Origin of the sequence: Anaerolactibacter massiliensis (assembly GCF_900290205.1) — a bacterium.
Taxonomy (GTDB): Bacteria; Bacillota_I; Bacilli_A; order Erysipelotrichales; family Erysipelotrichaceae; genus Bulleidia; species Bulleidia intestinalis.
Genome location: NZ_OLMH01000002.1, coordinates 177,952 through 195,817, shown reverse-complemented (window position 1 = coordinate 195,817; position 17,866 = coordinate 177,952). Strand labels below are relative to the sequence as shown.

Annotated in this window: 17 protein-coding genes and 2 tRNA genes; 11 read left to right on the top strand and 8 right to left on the bottom strand. The window is 49.1% G+C overall.

What is annotated here, in order from left to right:
- Positions 1 to 455: 455 nt before the first annotated feature.
- From C7E00_RS04505 to pepI, 7 genes are all read left to right on the top strand, one after another.
- A complete protein-coding gene (locus C7E00_RS04505; protein ID WP_105303156.1) occupies positions 456 to 1,601 on the top strand; it encodes a hypothetical protein in 1,146 nt (381 codons plus the stop codon).
- Positions 1,602 to 1,752: 151 nt separating this feature from the next.
- Positions 1,753 to 1,829, top strand: a tRNA-Ile gene (locus tag C7E00_RS04500).
- A 22-nt stretch (positions 1,830 to 1,851) separates the two neighbouring features.
- A tRNA-Ala gene (locus tag C7E00_RS04495) sits at positions 1,852 to 1,927 on the top strand.
- Between the two features lie 55 nt (positions 1,928 to 1,982).
- Complete coding sequence (locus tag C7E00_RS04490) at positions 1,983 to 2,855, top strand: tRNA lysidine(34) synthetase (RefSeq protein ID WP_105303155.1); 873 nt, start codon at positions 1,983 to 1,985, stop codon at positions 2,853 to 2,855.
- A gap of 133 nt (positions 2,856 to 2,988) precedes the next feature.
- A complete protein-coding gene (gene trmD, locus C7E00_RS04485) occupies positions 2,989 to 3,723 on the top strand; it encodes a tRNA (guanosine(37)-N1)-methyltransferase TrmD (RefSeq protein WP_105303154.1) in 735 nt (244 codons plus the stop codon).
- Positions 3,698 to 4,669, top strand: coding sequence for a P1 family peptidase (locus tag C7E00_RS04480; protein WP_239928531.1), 972 nt, complete (start codon positions 3,698 to 3,700; stop codon positions 4,667 to 4,669). Before trmD ends, C7E00_RS04480 begins: the two co-directional genes overlap by 26 nt.
- Positions 4,666 to 5,547 carry a proline iminopeptidase gene (gene pepI / locus C7E00_RS04475; RefSeq protein WP_105303153.1) on the top strand — a complete coding sequence of 294 codons (882 nt, stop codon included), beginning with the start codon at positions 4,666 to 4,668 and terminating at the stop codon, positions 5,545 to 5,547. Before C7E00_RS04480 ends, pepI begins: the two co-directional genes overlap by 4 nt.
- Before the next feature lie 28 nt (positions 5,548 to 5,575).
- On the opposite strand, the gene C7E00_RS04470 is transcribed toward pepI, so the two are convergent.
- From C7E00_RS04470 to C7E00_RS04450, 5 genes are all read right to left on the bottom strand, one after another.
- Complete coding sequence (locus C7E00_RS04470) at positions 5,576 to 6,658, bottom strand: M24 family metallopeptidase (protein ID WP_204378560.1); 1,083 nt, start codon at positions 6,656 to 6,658, stop codon at positions 5,576 to 5,578.
- A 58-nt stretch (positions 6,659 to 6,716) separates the two neighbouring features.
- Complete coding sequence (locus C7E00_RS04465; RefSeq protein WP_105303152.1) at positions 6,717 to 7,712, bottom strand: hypothetical protein; 996 nt, start codon at positions 7,710 to 7,712, stop codon at positions 6,717 to 6,719.
- Positions 7,712 to 8,446, bottom strand: a complete 735-nt coding sequence (locus C7E00_RS04460) for a class B sortase (protein WP_105303151.1) — start codon at positions 8,444 to 8,446, stop codon at positions 7,712 to 7,714. The genes C7E00_RS04465 and C7E00_RS04460 overlap by 1 nt, the downstream gene beginning before the upstream one ends.
- Complete coding sequence (locus tag C7E00_RS04455) at positions 8,443 to 14,262, bottom strand: Cys-Gln thioester bond-forming surface protein (RefSeq protein ID WP_105303150.1); 5,820 nt, start codon at positions 14,260 to 14,262, stop codon at positions 8,443 to 8,445. The genes C7E00_RS04460 and C7E00_RS04455 overlap by 4 nt, the downstream gene beginning before the upstream one ends.
- Before the next feature lie 130 nt (positions 14,263 to 14,392).
- A complete protein-coding gene (locus C7E00_RS04450) occupies positions 14,393 to 15,070 on the bottom strand; it encodes a membrane lipoprotein lipid attachment site-containing protein (RefSeq protein WP_135358162.1) in 678 nt (225 codons plus the stop codon).
- A 97-nt stretch (positions 15,071 to 15,167) separates the two neighbouring features.
- On the opposite strand from C7E00_RS04450, the gene C7E00_RS04445 reads away from it, so the two are divergent.
- Positions 15,168 to 15,731 carry a TetR/AcrR family transcriptional regulator gene (locus tag C7E00_RS04445; RefSeq protein ID WP_167836462.1) on the top strand — a complete coding sequence of 188 codons (564 nt, stop codon included), beginning with the start codon at positions 15,168 to 15,170 and terminating at the stop codon, positions 15,729 to 15,731.
- A 309-nt stretch (positions 15,732 to 16,040) separates the two neighbouring features.
- Here C7E00_RS04445 and C7E00_RS04440 read toward each other — a convergent pair whose 3' ends face one another.
- The 3 genes from C7E00_RS04440 to C7E00_RS04430 all read right to left on the bottom strand — a co-directional run bounded on the left by C7E00_RS04440 (position 16,041) and on the right by C7E00_RS04430 (position 16,939).
- Positions 16,041 to 16,226 carry a hypothetical protein gene (locus tag C7E00_RS04440; RefSeq protein ID WP_105303147.1) on the bottom strand — a complete coding sequence of 62 codons (186 nt, stop codon included), beginning with the start codon at positions 16,224 to 16,226 and terminating at the stop codon, positions 16,041 to 16,043.
- Positions 16,217 to 16,438, bottom strand: a complete 222-nt coding sequence (locus C7E00_RS04435; protein ID WP_105303146.1) for a hypothetical protein — start codon at positions 16,436 to 16,438, stop codon at positions 16,217 to 16,219. The genes C7E00_RS04440 and C7E00_RS04435 overlap by 10 nt, the downstream gene beginning before the upstream one ends.
- 216 nt (positions 16,439 to 16,654) lie before the next feature.
- Positions 16,655 to 16,939 (bottom strand): hypothetical protein, encoded by a 285-nt coding sequence (locus C7E00_RS04430; protein WP_135358161.1) that lies wholly within the window; start codon positions 16,937 to 16,939, stop codon positions 16,655 to 16,657.
- Between C7E00_RS04430 and C7E00_RS16745 the strand changes: the two genes are divergently transcribed.
- From C7E00_RS16745 to C7E00_RS04420, 3 genes are read left to right on the top strand one after another with little or no spacing between them, the layout of a single operon-like run.
- Complete coding sequence (locus C7E00_RS16745) at positions 16,823 to 17,374, top strand: DUF6431 domain-containing protein (RefSeq protein ID WP_420808620.1); 552 nt, start codon at positions 16,823 to 16,825, stop codon at positions 17,372 to 17,374. The two genes, C7E00_RS04430 and C7E00_RS16745, sit on opposite strands and share 117 nt — an antisense overlap.
- The gene (locus tag C7E00_RS16145) at positions 17,259 to 17,516 is read left to right on the top strand and encodes a helix-turn-helix domain-containing protein (protein WP_167836461.1); all 258 of its coding nucleotides are present in this window, start codon (positions 17,259 to 17,261) and stop codon (positions 17,514 to 17,516) included. Before C7E00_RS16745 ends, C7E00_RS16145 begins: the two co-directional genes overlap by 116 nt.
- A 21-nt stretch (positions 17,517 to 17,537) precedes the next feature.
- Positions 17,538 to 17,849: a hypothetical protein gene (locus C7E00_RS04420; protein ID WP_135358159.1), complete on the top strand. Its 312-nt coding sequence runs from the start codon at positions 17,538 to 17,540 to the stop codon at positions 17,847 to 17,849.
- Positions 17,850 to 17,866: the final 17 nt, after the last annotated feature.

The following is a 17,866-nucleotide window of genomic DNA, read 5'->3' as shown; positions in this document are numbered from 1 at the left end:
CAAAAATAGGCTGAAATTGGCTAAATTAAAGTGGTCCCTGCAGCAGGACCACTTTACGCAAATACGGCTTTTTTTGTTATAGTATAAATGACCAATCAGTAAGTCTTGAATAATCATTTTTCTTTAAGTGAGCAATAAGTATAAATATGAACTTAGCTAGATATAAGAATGGAGATTGTTTGTTGTCATAGCCTATGAATTTTAAAGGCTATGAGTCTTTTCATGATCACTTTTCCATTTTTCTAATAGATTCAGTTATATTTGAATGATACGCGATTAGATTATTGCTTTTCCTTTCCGCTTATTGTTACTATTTCAATTAAAACATCAGTACAAGTAACATATTAGAAACATTAAAAAATGTCACAATGGATCAGGATCGGGCGTAACCAAAACGATGGCCTGGTCCAATCAGTATTTATATGGATATTACATTCTTACTGTAGGTTATTAACATGAAAAACAGGTTTGCTGGAGTGAAAAGACTGGATGCTCTTCTGGTTTCTGCAGTAGTGCTTTCAGGATGCACTGCAAAAAAGCAGGACCCGGTGATTTCATCATTTCTGAAAGCCGGTTCTGATGACATAGTCTTGATTCAGTCATTGAAATCAATGGATTTCTCGTCTCCACTTCATAAGAATGATTCTGATTTTTCTGAAGATTTCAAGCCTTACATTAATGAGATCAATCAGAACTGGGATGAACTCCTCAGCAATACCAGAGCGATTCTGAAAGAAGCAGACCTTCAGCCGGCTGAAAACGGGTCATCTGTTTCATTAACTGCAAGCTATTCGTTTGAGTGGAATGGCAATTATCAAGTAGCTATATTTCCGGAAGGATATCTCAGAATCAATCATCATGAGGAGGCCTCACTGTACCAGACTGATTCTGCTGCGGCAATTATTGAAGCATGTGAGAGTGCAGTTCAGAAATACGAAAGCTTTGCAGTTCAATTTGAAAAGAGTGGAATTCCGAAGGCAAATGGAATTCTCACTGCAATAACCAAGAATGATCAGGAAAATGCTGCTGGAATCTATCTTCAGTGTAAGGATCAGTCGATTGATCTAGCTGCAGAGCTCAATGAAATCAGCTGGTGCAGTGAGTATCAGGAAGTAACTGCCTATTATGAGAAAAGCGAGGCTCCTATCGGATCAGAACCAAATTGGCATCCAGGCAGACTGCTCATGGCAATTCCATCCGATAATTTCTATCAGAAGGAAACAACGTTACAGGACCTGCTTCATTTTCAGCCAGATTCCATAGAGACAGCATATTCTTTAATGAACGGCTATCTGAAATACATCATCTCTGATGAAGAAGAGATCGAGAATTATATCATGAGGATCTCACATATTCCCTTCTATTCAGACGGAGTCTGGCTTGGAAGCGCCGGAACACCGGTTGTGTATGTTACCTTCAGTCAAGGAGATTCCTATCTGAAACTCAGCGATGGAGATTATCTGGAAATAGTCAGCAGCGAAGACTCTGAGCCTCGCACTTATTACTTTCGCCTCAATCAGTCTTCCTTCATCAACCAGGAAACTATTTCCTTCATGAATGCGCATCTGGACGACCTGTTCTTTTCTCCCAGTCTGAATTAATGTTTGTCAAATTGATTAACCCTGTTTTCGACACTCTAGAACATCTTGCTTTGATGACCGTGAATAACAACAATTCCGGAAAATTTTTGAAAAATCTTTGTTGACTTTGGCATAGGGGCGCGGTATTATAACTGAGCATTCGGTAAGAGTTGGGCCTGTAGCTCAGGTGGTTAGAGCGCACCCCTGATAAGGGTGAGGTCGTTGGTTCAAGTCCATTCAGGCCCACCATTATTCTTACTTGATTGTGTATGGGGTTATAGCTCAGCTGGGAGAGCACCTGCTTTGCAAGCAGGGGGTCAGGAGTTCGATCCTCCTTAGCTCCACCATCAGAAAGACATCCGCAAGGGTGTCTTTTTTCTAAATTAGAAAAGAGACCTGATTATGGCAAAAGAACTGACTCGCGTGGAACAGATAGAGCGCAGCATCATCAAGACCTACAAGACAGACCTCTGGGCACCATTTCTCACTTCCATCAACCGCTATGAGCTGATCCAGCCAAATGACCGCATCGCCGTATGTATCTCCGGCGGCAAGGACAGTTTCTGCATGGCCAAGATGTTTCAGATCCTTTCCAAGCATACCGAGATCCCCTTTGAGACTGAATTCCTGGTCATGGATCCCGGCTACAGTGAAGCCAACCGGAAGAAGATCGAAGAGAATGCAGAGATCCTCGGAATTCCGATCAGGATCTTCGAAACCAATATCTTTGCAGTCGCAGATCATGAATCAAAATCGCCATGCTACCTGTGTGCGAGAATGCGCCGCGGCCATCTCTACAACCAGGCAAAGCTCCTCGGCTGCAATAAAATAGCCCTCGGCCATCATCTGAATGATGTGATCGAGACAACCGTCATGGCCATGTTCTACAGTTCCAAGCTGGAGACCATCATCCCGAAAGCACACAGCGAGAACTTCCCGGGCATGGAACTGATCCGGCCGATGTACTGCGTCAAGGAAAATGCAGTTATCCGCTGGGCTGTCTCGAATCAGCTCGAATTTCTGCAATGTGCCTGCCGCTTCACGGAAAACAATGCAAATCTTCATGAAAGCACCTCGAAGCGCAAGGAAGTCAAAGAACTCATCCGGCAGCTGAAGAAGACCAATCCCGAAATTGAAGACAATATCTTCCGTTCCCTCCACCGGGTTCAGATTGAAACTTTCCCGGGCTATAAAGCAGACGGAGCAATGCACAGCTTTCTCGAGAATTACGAAAGCAGAAACCGATTCCCCGGCTACGGGAAGAAAGATTCATGATTCATGCATGCAGGGCAATGTCCTGCATTTTCTTTTTCTCCATGATCAGCTTCCATTTACTCCACAGTTCTGAAACATTTCTGCAGGCATCCCATTCCATGCTTTTCTGATAGAATGAATCCGGCAGAACAATATGAAAATCCAGGTACTGACAATTTTTCCGGAATTATTCGGAAGCTTTCTGAAAGCGCCGCTGACCGCCCGGGCGATCGCAAACGGAAGCCTTGAGCTGAAGATCATTGATATCAAGGACTACGCCACCGGAAGCTTCCGGCACATTGATGACAGTCCTTATGGCGGCGGTGCCGGCATGATCCTGAAATGCCAGCCAGTGCTCGATGCCCTGCATGCGGCGGAGTCGCCGGATTCCTGGCGGATTCTGCTTTCTCCTTCCGGAAAGCCGTATGATCAGAAACACGCTCATGAACTTCTAACGAAGAAAGACCTGATTCTGATTGCCGGTCATTATGAAGGCTTCGATGCAAGAATTGAAGCAGAAGCAGATGAGTGGATTTCAACCGGAGACTACATTCTGTCCGGCGGAGAGATTCCGGCCATGACGATCATGGACTCCATGATCCGGCTGCTTGGCGGAACGATCCGGGCAGCCAGCACAGAAGAAGAATCTTTTGAAGACGGACTGCTGGAATACCCGCAGTATACCAAGCCGAGAATCTATGAAGGAATGCAGGTGCCTGAAGTGCTGCTGAGCGGCAATCATGAAGCCATCCGCCGCTGGAAACTGAAAGAATCCCTGCGAAGAACTCTGGAACACAGACCCGATCTTCTGAAAGACCGGAAACTTACCAAAGAAGAAACAGAACTGATGGAGGAACTGCAGAATGAACTCAGCAATCCGCGAGATTGAACTGACCGATATCGGAGGATTCCGGATCGGCAATGCAGAATGGGAAGAAGCAGGAACCGGATGCACGGTCGTGCTGGCCGAACGCGGTGCCAGAGCTGCGGTCAGCGTACGCGGCGGTGCTCCTGCCTCAAGAGAAAATGCCCTGCTGAACCCGCTGGCCGCAAATGACATGATCCATGCGGTGCTCTTATCCGGAGGCAGTGCCTTCGGCCTGAACGCAGCCTCCGGAGTCATGCAGTACCTGGAAGAAAAAGGAATCGGCTTTCCCACTGGCGGAGGTCCGGTTCCGATTGTGTGTGCTTCCTGTCTCTATGATCTGGAATTCGCTGAAAAAGGAAAACGCCCGGATCCTGCCCTTGCCTATGAAGCATGCCTGCATGCAGGAAACTTCCGGGAAGGAAATCATGGCGCAGGAACCGGTGCGACCGTCGGAAAGATTCTCGGCATGGAACATGCCATGAAAGCCGGAATCGGCTGTGCCGCCTTCCAGGCTGGCGATCTGCAGGTCGGAGCACTGACTGCGGTCAATGCAGCCGGCAATATCGTCAACCCGGAAAATGGAGACTTCGTAGCCGGAATTCATGAAGCAGATGGAACGATGATTGATGCCGAAGAAGCCTTGTGTGCGCTCTCCGCTGGTTCGCTGCGCTTCCACGAAAACACGACGCTAACCGTCTTATTGACCAACGGAAAGTTCTCGAAGACAGAACTGGCAAAGCTTGCGGATATGGCAAATGACGGATATGCGCGGGCAATCCGTCCGGTTCATACGATGGTCGATGGAGATTCCATCTATGCAATGACGAACGACACCGTCAGAGCTGATCTGAATATCGCCGGCGTCCTTGCCGCAAAGGCTGTCAGCAGAGCGATCGTCTCCGCCGCAGAACATGCCGAAACGTCAAGAGGCATCCTCTCCTGCAGCGATTTCAGGAGGCATGCATGAAGATCATCGAAGGAACCGTTCCGTTTCACGGATATCAGACCTGGTATCGTCTCGTCGGCGAATGCACCGGAAATCAGAAACCGCTGGTGCTTCTGCATGGCGGGCCAGGCAGCACGCATAATTACTTTGAACTGCTCGATTCCCTTGCGAAGCAGGGCAGAGCTTTGCTGATGTATGACCAGCTTGGCTGCGGCAATTCGTACCTCGATGGTCATCCGGAATTATGGAACTTCGATACGTGGGACGAAGAGCTCCTGAATCTTCTGGACCGTCTTCGCATCACGGAATATCACCTGCTCGGCCAGTCCTGGGGAGGCATGCTGGCAATGGGATTTCTCCTGAAACATCAGCCGGATGGATGTCGATCCGTGATCCTGTCCTCCACGCTGAGCAGTGCTTCCTTATGGGCACATGAACAGCATCGCCTGATCACCTTTCTTTCAGAAGAAGAGCAGGCCGCAATTGCCGAAGCAGAAAAAACCGGAGACTTCAGCAGCGAAGCCTACCAGAAAGCAAACGCCCACTTCATGGTCCAGCATTGCGCAGCCGTTCCTTCCGAAAATGATCCCGAATGCCTGCGGCGTCCGAAGAAGTCCGGAAGTGAAGCATATCTCTATGGCTGGGGTCCGAACGAATACAATCCGACCGGATCGCTTGGTTCCTTCGAGATCACAGATCGCCTGAATGAACTGCATGTTCCTGCGCTGATCATGAGCGGAACGAACGATCTCTGCACCCCGTTGGTTGCCAAGACGATATATGACCATCTGCCGGATGCAGAGTGGCATCTCTTCGATGGCTGCCGGCATATGTGCTTTGCCGAACACCCGGAAGAATATCAGAACATCCTAAACAGCTGGATGCTCGCACACGACTGAAACAGGAGGCTTCTCGCCTCCTGCTTTATTAATCCAGAATGGTCAGTTCTTTCGGGTAATGATTCAGCACTTCATGCCCGTTCTCCGTGATCAGAACGAGATCTTCGATTCTGACTCCGGTATCGCCTGCCAGATAGATGCCAGGTTCAATTGAGAAGAAGTTTCCGGTCTTTGTCAGATTATGATTTGCGGAAGAAACATCTCCGTATTCATGATCCGCCAGACCGATGAAATGGCCCAGACGATGATTGAACTGCGGTCCGTATCCGCCCGCCGTGATCAGGTCTCTTGCTTTGGCATCCACATCACATAACGGAATACCCGGCTTCAGCATCTCTTCTGCCTGCTCATTTGCCTGGCGGACAAGTTCATAAATCCGCTTCACCCGCTCATCCGGTTCTTTCTTCCAGTAGAACGTGCGGGTCATATCAGAACAGTAATCATTCACGACACAGCCGATATCAAACAGGACGCAGTCTCCTTCTTTCAGAACCGTCTCATCCGGCATATGGTGCGGATCTGCCGCATTGGCACCGAAGCTCACGATCGGATCAAACGAATATCCGGAAGCGCCGAGAGACTTATAGATCTTCAGCGTCTGATCAGAGATCTCCAGTTCTGTGACTCCCTCATGAACGAGTTTCCGGAACGCTTCCATCGCGAGATCATTGATCCGGGAACTCTCCCGCATCTTCGCCTGTTCTTCCAGATCCTTGACTGCCCTTGCCTCATCTACTGCAATCGAGCTGTTCACCACTTTCTTTGCTGCACCGGTTTCCAGAAGCGGCAGCAGGAATCTCGACTCCATGGTCTTATCGACTCCGAGCACCTTTTCCGGATCCAGTTCTTTTCTGACCAGCGGAAGCACATCATCGGTATCCGAGAACCACACCTTCCGAACACCGATCTCTTCATCAAACCAGAACAGACGATTGATAAACAGAACCGGCTGCTCATTCTTCCGGATCAGCAGGGCAAGAAACCGTTCTCCTGGAAAGACCCACTTTCCGGTAAGCCAGAAGATCGCCCTTGGCTCGGTCACCAGCATTTCTTCTGCACCAATCTCATTCAGACGGTTCAGCACACAATTCAGCCGTTCCTGATTCAGCATCAATGATTACCTCCCGCAGTTTCTGTCTGCAGGTTTCATTGTATCACTGAAGGCAATCCTAACCTCCCCAGGAGATACTCGTTTCTCCGCCATCCGATCCATGTGTTTCCGTCACCGTCTCCACGTCGTAGTAATACTCTTCTGCCGGGGGTTCATAAGCCGGAGGCACATAAGCAGGCATAGTCGGGGTCTGCACTGGCACTTTCACTGTCGGGACCGGCGTCGGTTCAGGCGTAGGCGACGGTTCTTCGAGATCAATCAGATTCACTTTCAGTACTGCTTCTGCACGATTGCCGGAATGATCGCTGACGGAATAGATCACCTCCTGTTCCTTCTCTTCACTCAATTCATCCGAACAATCAACTTCATCCGTCAGATCTCCATCCACCGCATCATAAGCCCGATTCAGCCACAGCCTGCAGCTGAATGGCGCCCCGCGGATCGACTGTACTTCTTTCAGCTTCAGAGAAATCTCCGGAGGTTTCCGGTCTTCAAAGACCACTCTCAGAATCTGCTGAACTTCCTGATTCTTCCATTTTGCCTGATATGCCGCCATCCGATTCTCAGGCCGTTCTGCCGTCATCTCCTCCGGAAGAATCAGCTCTGCTTCTTCTGAAACTTCCTGCACATACTTCTCGGGATGAAATGTCTCGCCGCATGGAATTCTCACTTCTTTTGCCGTAAGCTCCAGCTTCAGTTCTTTCTTCTCCGGAATCCCCATCCCAAGCAATATCGCAAGCGAACCAGCAGACCCGATCGCTGCCAGCATCTTGAACGGAATCTTCCGTTTCTTCTTTTCAGGAATCTCAGGAATCGCATTCTCTTCATCTGCGAAGATCTCGTGCATTTCCCTTGCCGGAATCCAGCTGACCGCAGCCTTCTGAATCAGCTTGCTGTCTTTGCCCGCTTCCAGAGCCAGCCGGATCTCCTGCATCTGCAGATAGTTGAACTCATGGCGTGCATACAAGCCGATCTGTTCTTCACTGAGCCCGTCTTTCCGCCCTTTCTCGATTTCTTCCTGCTGCAGGCAGGTAAATGCACGTTCTTCGCCCATCAGTCCCTCACAGCCGCCTGCAGCACATAACGGACATCTGCTCCGTTCAGATTGCAGGTCACCAGCGTCACAATGCCAAGCCCTTCATCCATGACTCCATCCCGCTTCTGAATCAGATACGGAACGGTATTCAGGAACATCTCTTTCCGCTGTTCTTCCATCGGCATGCCGGCATCCGCCCAGCCAAGATACACAGACTCTTCATCCAGGTCATACTCTCCGAACGAGACAACCTGACAGTTCTTCTTGCCTGATTCCTCCGTCAGCGTGAACTCCGGATGCCGTTCAAAGTAGTTCTGATCCGCAAACTTCTTCAGAAACGTGAAGTTCCAGTCCTTCGTCTTGGACGCATGCCCGTAGATCACGAGATTATCCGGTTCATACGTCATCGCATCCGTGAACACACTTCCCATCGTGTCATATTCACCATACAGGTTATGCTTCATCACCGATGCATCTTCCTTCACCGTCACAACCGGAATCGTCCGGACTGCCTCATCATCCCGGAACTCCAGCACATACTTCACATCCGGATTGATCTTCTGCCAGTCCCTCAGCGATTTCGGTTCTGCCTCCGCTTCCGCATCAGTGACATATTCCTCTGCTCTGGTAACCGGAAGATTCATCGCTTCCGATACCGTTTCCTCAGCATCCGGCAGCACATTTCCTGACAGGATTCCGGCAGCGACTGCCATCACTACCTTCACCCAGGGGCGCAATGTTCTTTTCCTCATTCGGTTCCCATCTTTCTTCGCTTCAGAACCCGGCGGACTGTTGTCGTCGTCTTTGCGTTTGTACGATGATTCACCACCGTATCCTCATTCGTCTCGGAAGTAGGCACGATGACCGTACATGCATCACCGATCATGTAGCCAAGCGGAGAACGCGTCTCGCAGATCCGGATCCGATGTCCATATCTGAGATCCGCAAACGAAACCATCCCTTTTTCTACCTTCCGCAGTTCTGTTTTTCCATCTGCCTCCACCACATACGTTCCTTCTGCCAGCCCTGTGAATACAGCACTTCCATCCGCATCGGTATATGTTCTGGCGGCAATCTTCTGCGGATCATTCTGCGGATGGACTGTCACTTCAATTCCAGCCCTTCCGCTTTCAGCATCCGTTCTCTTGTTCTCAGAAGACAGATACCAGGAATTTCCGGACTGATCAGAAAGCGTCACGCCGCTGATGACTCCGTTCTTCCGGATCACTTCTTTCACCGTCAATGTCTCTTCTGCATTCCATTCCATCGCTCCGGACGTCTCTTTCTCAATACGGAACCGCTGTCCATGCAGAGAACAGATCCCATTCTGCGGATCTTCAGCCAGCCAGGTTTCAGTCCCATACCGGAACGTCTTTCCCTTCTCTGCCTTTGCGACAATCTCATAAGACGGAAGCGGAGCCGTATGGCGGATCATCGCTCTGACGGTGCTTCCTTCTTTCAGCGACAAAAACTCCGGACGATTCATCAGCTCCTCAAACGTAACCGGAACTGTTTCTCTTTTCATCGTTCTGCGGATGACAATACCTCCGCTGATCGCCTCTCCAAGATCAATCTCGCCTCTGCTTATCTGATCCGAAGACTTTCCGATCGAGATCGGAATTGCAGCGCTGTCTCTTGGATCCGCTGCCGTCGCACGCACGATTCTGCGTCTGTTTGAAGCATTGCCGAACAGATCTTCAGCCGCTTCTGTTTCTGCAGACAGAATCCGGTAGAAGCGGAGAATGGACCGCGGCTGCTTTTCAGCAATCCGGAATACCGCACCTGTCTTCAGCTCTTCTGCCTGTCTTGTCAGATCGCTGTACAGAAATGGTGCCGAAGCCCTGACTCCCTGCTTCGGAATCACAATCGTTCCTGCCCAGGTCTCTCCCTGCTGTTCTTCCAGGATCACTTCAGTTTCCTTCACATCCCTGATCCGATAGGTATGGAGCTTTCCATCCGGTCTGGAAGGCCATACTGGAATCAGATCTCCCGCTTTCGTTTCCGGCGGAAGGTCGGCAAGCGAAATCAGACTATCTGTCTTTTCCTCTGCCCCATCTGCATACGTGATATCCGTCGCATGGAACCATGCATTATCCAGCAGCGTGCGCTGATTATCCTGATCTTCCTTGTAGACCCGGATGCTCAGTCTTCTCAGCCGATTCGTCCAGACTGAGTGCAGTTCATCTTTTTCTGAGGAAACCTCCAGATTCAGAATCTGGACCGGATCCATACTTCCGTATTCATATCCCTTCGGACACTTAGTCTCAACCGCAAGATACGTTCTGCCCCACTTGAGTCCCTCAATACGCAATCTGCCTATCATCTGCTCTGCAGGCAGTACCGTGAATGATTTCTTCTCATTCTTGAGGGACACATACCAGTAAGTCCCCGGCGCAAAGTCAGAAAGATCAGCTGCCCCGTACACATCCGTCGTCCGCTCTCCCGCCTTGTTCTTCAGATTCTCATCGCTGAAGAATTCCAGCTCCACTCTTGGAATCGGTGCCTGATGGCGGGAAGAATCCAGAACCCGCACATACTGATGTCCCGTCTTTCCGGAAAACAGCGGCAGTGCATCCAGATCCTGCTCCTCCTGATCATTGCAGAACAGAATCCGTGTTCTGCTGAGTACGGTTCCATCCTGCTTCATTGATACCAGGATCGCTGTGCCGGTTCCTTCGGAACGGATCGTCTCGTTCTCTGCATTCAGATACACATTCGTATCTGCCTGTTCCAGTTTCCACCTATCAGCAGGACCAAACTCCTTCAGCAGATAGTCTGTGCCAGCCCTGCGTACATGCATGTGTTCTGTTTCGTGAACTGTTCCTTCCTGCTTTTCCTCGATGGTATAGCTCTTGTGGTTCTCCAGATCCGTGAGCCTTGCGATTCTTCCGGTTCCATGTTTGGAAGAAATAGATACCAGCTTCATCCAGCGGCCTTTCAGCTCATAGACATCGCCAGTCACCAGTTCCAGGGGCAGCTCCTTCACTTCCTCGAGATACAGATCCTCTCCTCCCTCTTTTCCGGAAGTGATTCTTCTGGTTTCTCCTTTATCTTTGAGGACAATCTCCTGTTCTGAAATATCTGCAATCTCCCAGATCCGATCATCCAGGCAGAGATGATTTCCCTTCTGCTTTTCCTGATGCAATGCATGTTCCAGATCCTGCCAGACATACGCATCCGGTTTCTTCACACGCAGGCGGATCGGATCTTCACCATGAATACGCGCCGTCTGACTCTGATCAGAAATCACTTCAGAAAAACAATGATAAGTATGTCCCGAATCATCAGAAATCACCTGTTCGAGATTCGTTCCATTCTCTTCCGAAGAAATCGTCCACGTTTTCCCATTCATCTGAAGGCTGGTCTTTCCGATCAGATCCTCTGCCTTCATCGGCGCATCTTTCTCATAGAGATACGAAACCCGGAACGGCGCTGTCTCCTCCACCAGATAGGAAATCTCATCTTTGGCAATGACATCCCCGCTCTTCAGCATTCTCTGATAGGGAATCGAGAATGTATTTCCTTCTGCAGCATTCTCCGGCTTGAGATCAGCGTAATGCAGCGGCAGAATGGATTCCTGTCCGCTTCTTGCGATCCGCCATCTTCCATTCCTTCCCTGAATTACTGCTTCCCGCTTCTTCTCATCCATCGAAAGAATGGTCCAGGCATTTCCATCTTTATCTTCAAACAAAGAACCTTTCTCCGCATGCAGCGGAAGCGCTGTCCAGATCAGGCTGCACGATTCTTCCGGAGCAATCCGGAATGGCATCCGGAACGGATCTTCGTTCCAGGAAATGTCATATTCCGCTTTCTGCATTCCATCAAGATGGAATACGACGGTCTCATCAATTCTGCGGGAGGCACGATCCGATGGAACCGATGGATGCAGATGCACCGTATAGGAAACCCCATCCGAAATCACCTGCACTTCAAGATCATTGTCTCCATGCAGAGCAGCCGGTTTCAGATTCTCGTTCCAATGCATCGGAACTGCTGTCAATTCCGCTGATGGTTCCGGTTCGCTCGATTCTGAGGGAACCGGAGAAGCAGGAGCTTCTGACGCCGCCGGCACCTCAGAAACAGATGGCTGCGGTTCTTCAGAAGGCTCTGGAGTCTCTTTGGCAGGAATCTTCTTTTCTTCCTCAGACAGAGTTCCTGCATGCACGTATGCCCAGTCGCTTTCATTCAGATCTTCCCATGCAGGTCCGGTATATGGAATGGTTTCCGTACGGGATATGGTCTTGCTGAGCTCATCTCCCTGCATGCATGATACTTCTGCATAAGAAAGATCCGTTTCCTGGCCAGCCTGCGTCCCCTCAGCTGTTTTCTTCAGCACCGTTCCGCTTTCAGAAACATGGTAGGAGTTTCCTCTGCTGTCATAGAGGTCATATTCTGCCGGATGCACAGCCTTCACTTCAAACGTATTGCGGTCTTCAATCTCCGCAGGAAGATCGCTCTGACTGATCCAGCGAGGCTTTGTCAGAACATATTTCTTTCCATCAGTCTCCACAGTGATTTCCCTGGTGCCGATGGAGGCAACAGCAAATGTCTGAACTTCATCGGAGCCGGGAATCTTCTTCGAGAACTGATCTCCGGTATGAAGCTGACGGAGATCAGGCAGATCGCTGATGCAGGGAGCAGGATCATCCAGGTCAACCCGAAAGATCCGTTCCCGATGGAGCGTCACCTGATGATCAGAAGGATTCTTCAGCACATAGGAAATTCCATCCACGGTTACCCGCTTTCCTTCTTCCATACCAATCCCGTATGCTGCAGCACTCTCTGCAACATGCGCATAGGAAGGTTCCGTCGATTCTGCAGCCAGTATATCTTCTGATGGATCCAGATCCGATACCATCACCAGATTGCCGCTCACCCGTTCGATTCTCAGATGATACGCAGCTATTTCATCATCTTCCGGGTCAAATGTCCCATGCATGTTCACGATGCGCTTCAGATCAAACGTTTCTCCTGCTTCAAGCCTTTCGGGAAGCTGATACCTGGAGAGGATCCGTTCCTGATGTTCTTTCTGTTTCTGCGGGGATGCGTCCACGATCCATTCGGAAGGCGTTTCCTGATCGATGTCATACTGCCAGCCATTGAAGCGGAAGCTGTTCAATGTTCCCTGATCACTATGTTCCAAGAGCTGCCTCGCAGTCAGAGAAGGATTATCTGCAGGCATCCTCTCCGTGATACCTTCCGGAATCTCCTGCCCCGAAAGATCCAGATCGCCGATTTCATAAACCGAGATTTCTGCTTCATTCAGTTTCCGTTCCGGATCTTCTTCATCCTGCTTGATGAGTTCCAGCGTTACGTCTCTTAACTGATTCACGAATACATACGAAGCAGTCGTTCCGCCCTTACCGGTCTTTGCGATTGCATGTTTCCGAGCCACCTGAAAGCGATCAGAAGCAGAGCGCTCCTCGATCCAGAACTCATGTTCTGCCGGAAGATCGCGGATCCTGACAACCCCATCCGGATCTGCCATGCAGATCATCACGGTACCATCCGGGTTCTTCCAGGCTTCTCCTTCGGTTCCGTCTTCCTTCATCATGCCGAAACAGAATTCGGTTCCGGCAGTCCAGGAACCGGATCTTCCGTATTCATCTGTCTTGCGGATCTCAAGATCTGCTGTTTCTGCCGTCACCGCAAGCTGAAAACGAGGAACCGGATTTTCAGAACCAGCCGCAAACAGCCGCTGTGAATGATCCGGCCTCGTATAGAGCAGGATCCCATTCTGCATTGCCTGCCATTCTTCCGGTTTTCTCCGGAAGGTCAGAACTGCATTGCGAAAAGATGGATCTTCGATCTTCAGCAACAGCTGATCTGCCCTGGAAACCACCGAAAGACCAGGATGCGCTTCTTCGGATTCTTCCGAGAAATGTGCCAGCATGCCATGGTCATCATTCAGTTCCAGAGGCATGGCGTAGATCATTCCGTAGGTACGGATTCCATCCTTGCTCTCCGCAAAGGAAGGAACCGTATCATAAGACTCCGCAAGATCCAGAATCCGGTTCATGATCGCATCCAGATTCTTTCTTCCTTCTGTTCCTTCACTCGTCCCAAGATCCGGACTGCGGCGGAAACTTAGTGATCGGTTGATCGCATCATAAGATTCTGAGCCAAGCACTTTCCAGATCAGCATCTGCGTTGCTGCATACGTTTCTGCATCTGAACCGGTCAGCGGATTTCCATAACCGAAATAGGCAATCCGCTTGCATAGGGTCTTTTTCTCTTCCGGCAGAAGATCCCATACTCCGGACTGATAAATCGGTCCTCTTTCTCCCTGGATCTGCACCGTCACTTCGGGCTCGATGCAGTAAGCCGGTTCCCCATCGAACTTCAGAATGGAAAGGAATTCTTTCTTTCCTTTCCGTTCCGGAGTCAGAGCATCAAAGGTTGCCGCTCTTCCTTCACAGATCAGCTGACTTCCTGCCGCAAGTTCTGCGGGTATTTCTTCTCCTGCGGCAGGAGGTTCAGAAGGCTCCGATGTTTCGGCAAACACCCTGAACCCTTCTGCAGGTACCAGCATGCATAATGCCAGCAGTACTTCAAAGATACGTCTCATGCATTTCAATCTCCTCATCTAATTCATAGAGAGAAGATTCTGCGTTCCCCGGAGACTGATTATTGATTGTTCAGAACAGAAAAGCCTGCATTTCTGCAAGCTTCTTGTGGCAGTGATGTTTTCAGAATGATCAGTCAAACATGTAGACCTGGGTGGATTCCAGTTCGTTGATCTTGAAGGTGACAGTGTATTCTGGGGCCTGGCGGTCAGCACCGGAATAGTCCACATTGAATTCTCCGTTATTGTAGGCATCATCACTATATTCGAGAGTCTTGACATCTGAAGTCTCAACATGGAGCACATAGTAGGAAGAGCCGTGGATCAGAATCGTTCCGCGGTCGCCGACATTGATCAGGTTGGAAATCGTGCGCCCATCCGTCATGACAACCGTAATGGTATCGCCATCTACTTTCCATGCATGAATCGTGGACATGGAAGGATAGCCATCCGGGCTGACACTGATGACTTCCGCAAACGTGGTGGATTCCGGTGCAGTGTAGCCTTCTGCTTCAGAATCTGCCTTCGTCGCAAGGTCATTGGACAGAGATTCAAGTTCACTGATTGCGGCATCATAATCGCTTCCGCTGAGATCCGTACGGGTCACAGAAGCAGAGGATACTGCATCTACGCTCTCTGCAGAAGCAGAAGCGGCAGGAGCAGCAGTCGCAGTTTCTTCAGTAGCTGGTTCAGAAGCTGCAGCAGCGGCAGTGGATGCCGCAGCAGAAGCAGTCGAGCCGGAGGCAGTATCCGCAGAGCTGCATCCGGCAAGTGTGATCAGTGCAAGCATAACAAGTAATGTCTTTTTCATCTTCGTTCTCCTATTAATTGATGTTGCGTAAGCAATAATAGTACATTTGTACTAATTGTCGATATCGTGAAAAAACATGCCGTGTTATCATAGTGTTATGTCAGACAGATACCAGGACATCCTGAATACAGCTCTTGATCTATTCAACAAGCATGGATATGAGAACGTGACCATGCGGATGATTTCAAATGAGCTTGGAATCAGCCCCGGGAATCTGACTTATTATTTTCCGAAAAAGATTGATATTCTGACCGCATTATTAAAAGAAATCCGGACCACACCGGAAGAAGAGAATGCAGAATCTCTGGATGATCTGCGCAGATATCTTCTCAACATGGTCGAAGGCGTTCAGCGGGAGCAGTTCTTCTTCTCGATATCGGATCTGCAGCGGCTGGATCGGAAGTTCTTTGAAGAGAACAGCAATGCGGTCAATCATTTCAAAGAAGTTCTTTTCCGCATTCTGGGAGAACTTCAGCAGAGAGGTATTCTGTCGAAAGACATGAGTGATGCCTGGAAGAAAGATTACATTGAGATCATCATGCTGAGCCATCTTTCTTGGGCTCGGGAAACCGGGAAACAGAGTACCTATACGAATCTCTCGCTTGAGGAATTCATAGACAGTCAGATGCGTCTGCTGGAGCCATTTGTGATGCCGAAATAATTCAGATCAGGCATACCTGTGTCCAATGATTCAGTATCAAATAATATCGATATTTCCGGTCAGCAGTAGATATTCATCTGTATGCCACAAGCTGTAACTTGTCGAGCTTATTATTTCTGATCTTCCTTAAAGGATTGCCCTGACCATTCTGCAGCCATTTTCCCAGGCCGAAAATCATTGCGTATCTCATTACAATTTTTCAAAAATTGGCGGAAAATTTTCCACTTTATAACCATTTAGGATAAAAAACGGCTCACTATCCACTTGTTAACCGCAATCATTGCCTTTTCTTTGCATATGGCAATGATTTTATTCCGCTTTTCTCATTAGCGGCACATAGGTTTCGGATGGTGTGAACCCCACTGCCTGGAATAGTTCAATATCCTTGGTTCTTGTGTTATGAAGCTTCCACTCCTTCTTGTCTTTTACCATCCGCATGTGCCTTGCTTTCAGCAGAATATCAAATGCTGAAATGCTGGTTTTATTCAGAGACACAACACCGCTCCATTCAAGCTGGAATGAATCAGGCCAGTTACCAGGATAATGAAGTCGAAACGTTTCTGCACATCATAATCCTGCATCTTCAGCGCATTGAAGTCTGCATCGTTTTTGATGTAGTTATGATATGTCTCAATTGACCAGCGGTCTTTGTAATCTGCATATACCTGCGAAGCTGGTTCCTCGTCGTTGGTCTGCAGAACATACACACCCCACCAGTCGCAGTATTGCTGGTATCCTTCTTCTGTGTATTCGGTTTCTCCGAATGTTACGTCTCTAATATGATGTCTATTTGCAGCCCTGGTTGTCTGTCCCTGGTCTGCTCTTTATAATGGCGTTAATTGAGAAAGGAAAGGTCCCAGAGTGACCTTTTATCTAGCCGATAAACACTCTGGGACCCTGGTATCAAAACCATGGTTATTATATCAGATTTTGATGTAGAAGAAATCTCTGCGGAAGGTCAGAGTCTTTTTAATCAGGAGTAATGAAGCCTGCGTCTGTCCTGTATGCCAGTCAGAACTCCTGGTGCGTGATTCGGTAAGGCGCAAAGCAGAGGCACGGATGGTGAAATCACGACCTATATCATCAGACGTCTGAAATGCACAAATCCCTCTTGCAATCGCATTCATAGAGAATTGCCTGACTTCTGCGTTCCTTTCCGGAGATATGAATCCATCATCATCGAAGAGGCAGTTGATGATGTCATTCACTTCGAGGATTCTGATTTCGGTGAATACCCATGCGAGCACACATTCAGACGCTGGAAGTCATGGGAAGAAGAAAACAGACAGCAGATTGATGGAAACCTGAATTCCATCGCTTCACACTTTGACTCATTCGGATCAGGCCTTCGGAATGGAGTCGTTTCATTACTCGAGTACTTCAGGAAACGCACCGGCGGATGGCTTTCAGAAATCTGCCGGGCGATCGTCAATTTCGGGTCTTCGCTGTCAAAAGGCAGCACACCTGTTCTGTCAGGATGTCCTGCCAAATCTGAGCTACCCTTTTCTCACAAGGAGGAGCAGCACAATGAGCAGCCCGAAAACCGAAGATTGGCAGAATACAGAGGCACTGAGAAGATTCCAGATGATAGCCCCTCTGATGGACCAGACCCTGGACTCTGCCAAGAAAACAGCGACCCGTAGAACGATTGCCGAGGATAACGGCATATCGGTGAAGACAATCCGGAGATATGAATCCGCCTTTCGAAGTAAAGGCTTTTCAGGTCTGATGCCGAAGTCACGGAAAGGATCAATAGACCGTCGTCTTCCGGAGAATTACTCCTAGTTCGTGCAGGAAGCGATTATCTTGAAGAAAGAAGTGCCTTCAAGATCTGTCAGTCAGATCATTACCATCCTGGAGGGAGAAAGAAAAGCTCCGGAAGGCGTGCTGAAGAGATCTACGCTTCAGCGTCATCTGTACGCAGCAGGATTCGGAGAGAAGCAGATGAAGAAGTATCGCGAAGATCAGCGGAGCACGGCTGCTGTGAAGCGATTCTGCAAGCCACATCGGATGATGCTTGCACAGGCAGATATCAAGTACGGAGTAGGAATCCTGTTTTCCGCAGTATCGCTTTTATTGAGCTCTTCCTTTCGCTCTGCCTCCCGATTGCTCTGTTGAACATTGAAATCGGTAAA

Excerpts from the sequence above, each read along its gene's own strand:
- C7E00_RS04505 (WP_105303156.1), top strand. The coding sequence starts at position 456 with ATGAAAAACAGGTTTGCTGGAGTGAAAAGACTGGATGCTCTTCTGGTT.
- trmD (WP_105303154.1), top strand. The coding sequence starts at position 2,989 with ATGAAAATCCAGGTACTGACAATTTTTCCGGAATTATTCGGAAGCTTT.
- C7E00_RS04480 (WP_239928531.1), top strand. The coding sequence starts at position 3,698 with ATGAACTCAGCAATCCGCGAGATTGAACTGACCGATATCGGAGGATTC.
- pepI (WP_105303153.1), top strand. The coding sequence starts at position 4,666 with ATGAAGATCATCGAAGGAACCGTTCCGTTTCACGGATATCAGACCTGG.
- C7E00_RS04490 (WP_105303155.1), top strand. The coding sequence starts at position 1,983 with ATGGCAAAAGAACTGACTCGCGTGGAACAGATAGAGCGCAGCATCATC.
- C7E00_RS04450 (WP_135358162.1), bottom strand. The coding sequence starts at position 15,070 with ATGAAAAAGACATTACTTGTTATGCTTGCACTGATCACACTTGCCGGA.
- C7E00_RS04470 (WP_204378560.1), bottom strand. The coding sequence starts at position 6,658 with ATGCTGAATCAGGAACGGCTGAATTGTGTGCTGAACCGTCTGAATGAG.
- C7E00_RS04445 (WP_167836462.1), top strand. The coding sequence starts at position 15,168 with ATGTCAGACAGATACCAGGACATCCTGAATACAGCTCTTGATCTATTC.
- C7E00_RS04465 (WP_105303152.1), bottom strand. The coding sequence starts at position 7,712 with ATGGGCGAAGAACGTGCATTTACCTGCCTGCAGCAGGAAGAAATCGAG.
- C7E00_RS16145 (WP_167836461.1), top strand. The coding sequence starts at position 17,259 with ATGAGCAGCCCGAAAACCGAAGATTGGCAGAATACAGAGGCACTGAGA.
- C7E00_RS04455 (WP_105303150.1), bottom strand. The coding sequence starts at position 14,262 with ATGAGACGTATCTTTGAAGTACTGCTGGCATTATGCATGCTGGTACCT.
- C7E00_RS04460 (WP_105303151.1), bottom strand. The coding sequence starts at position 8,446 with ATGAGGAAAAGAACATTGCGCCCCTGGGTGAAGGTAGTGATGGCAGTC.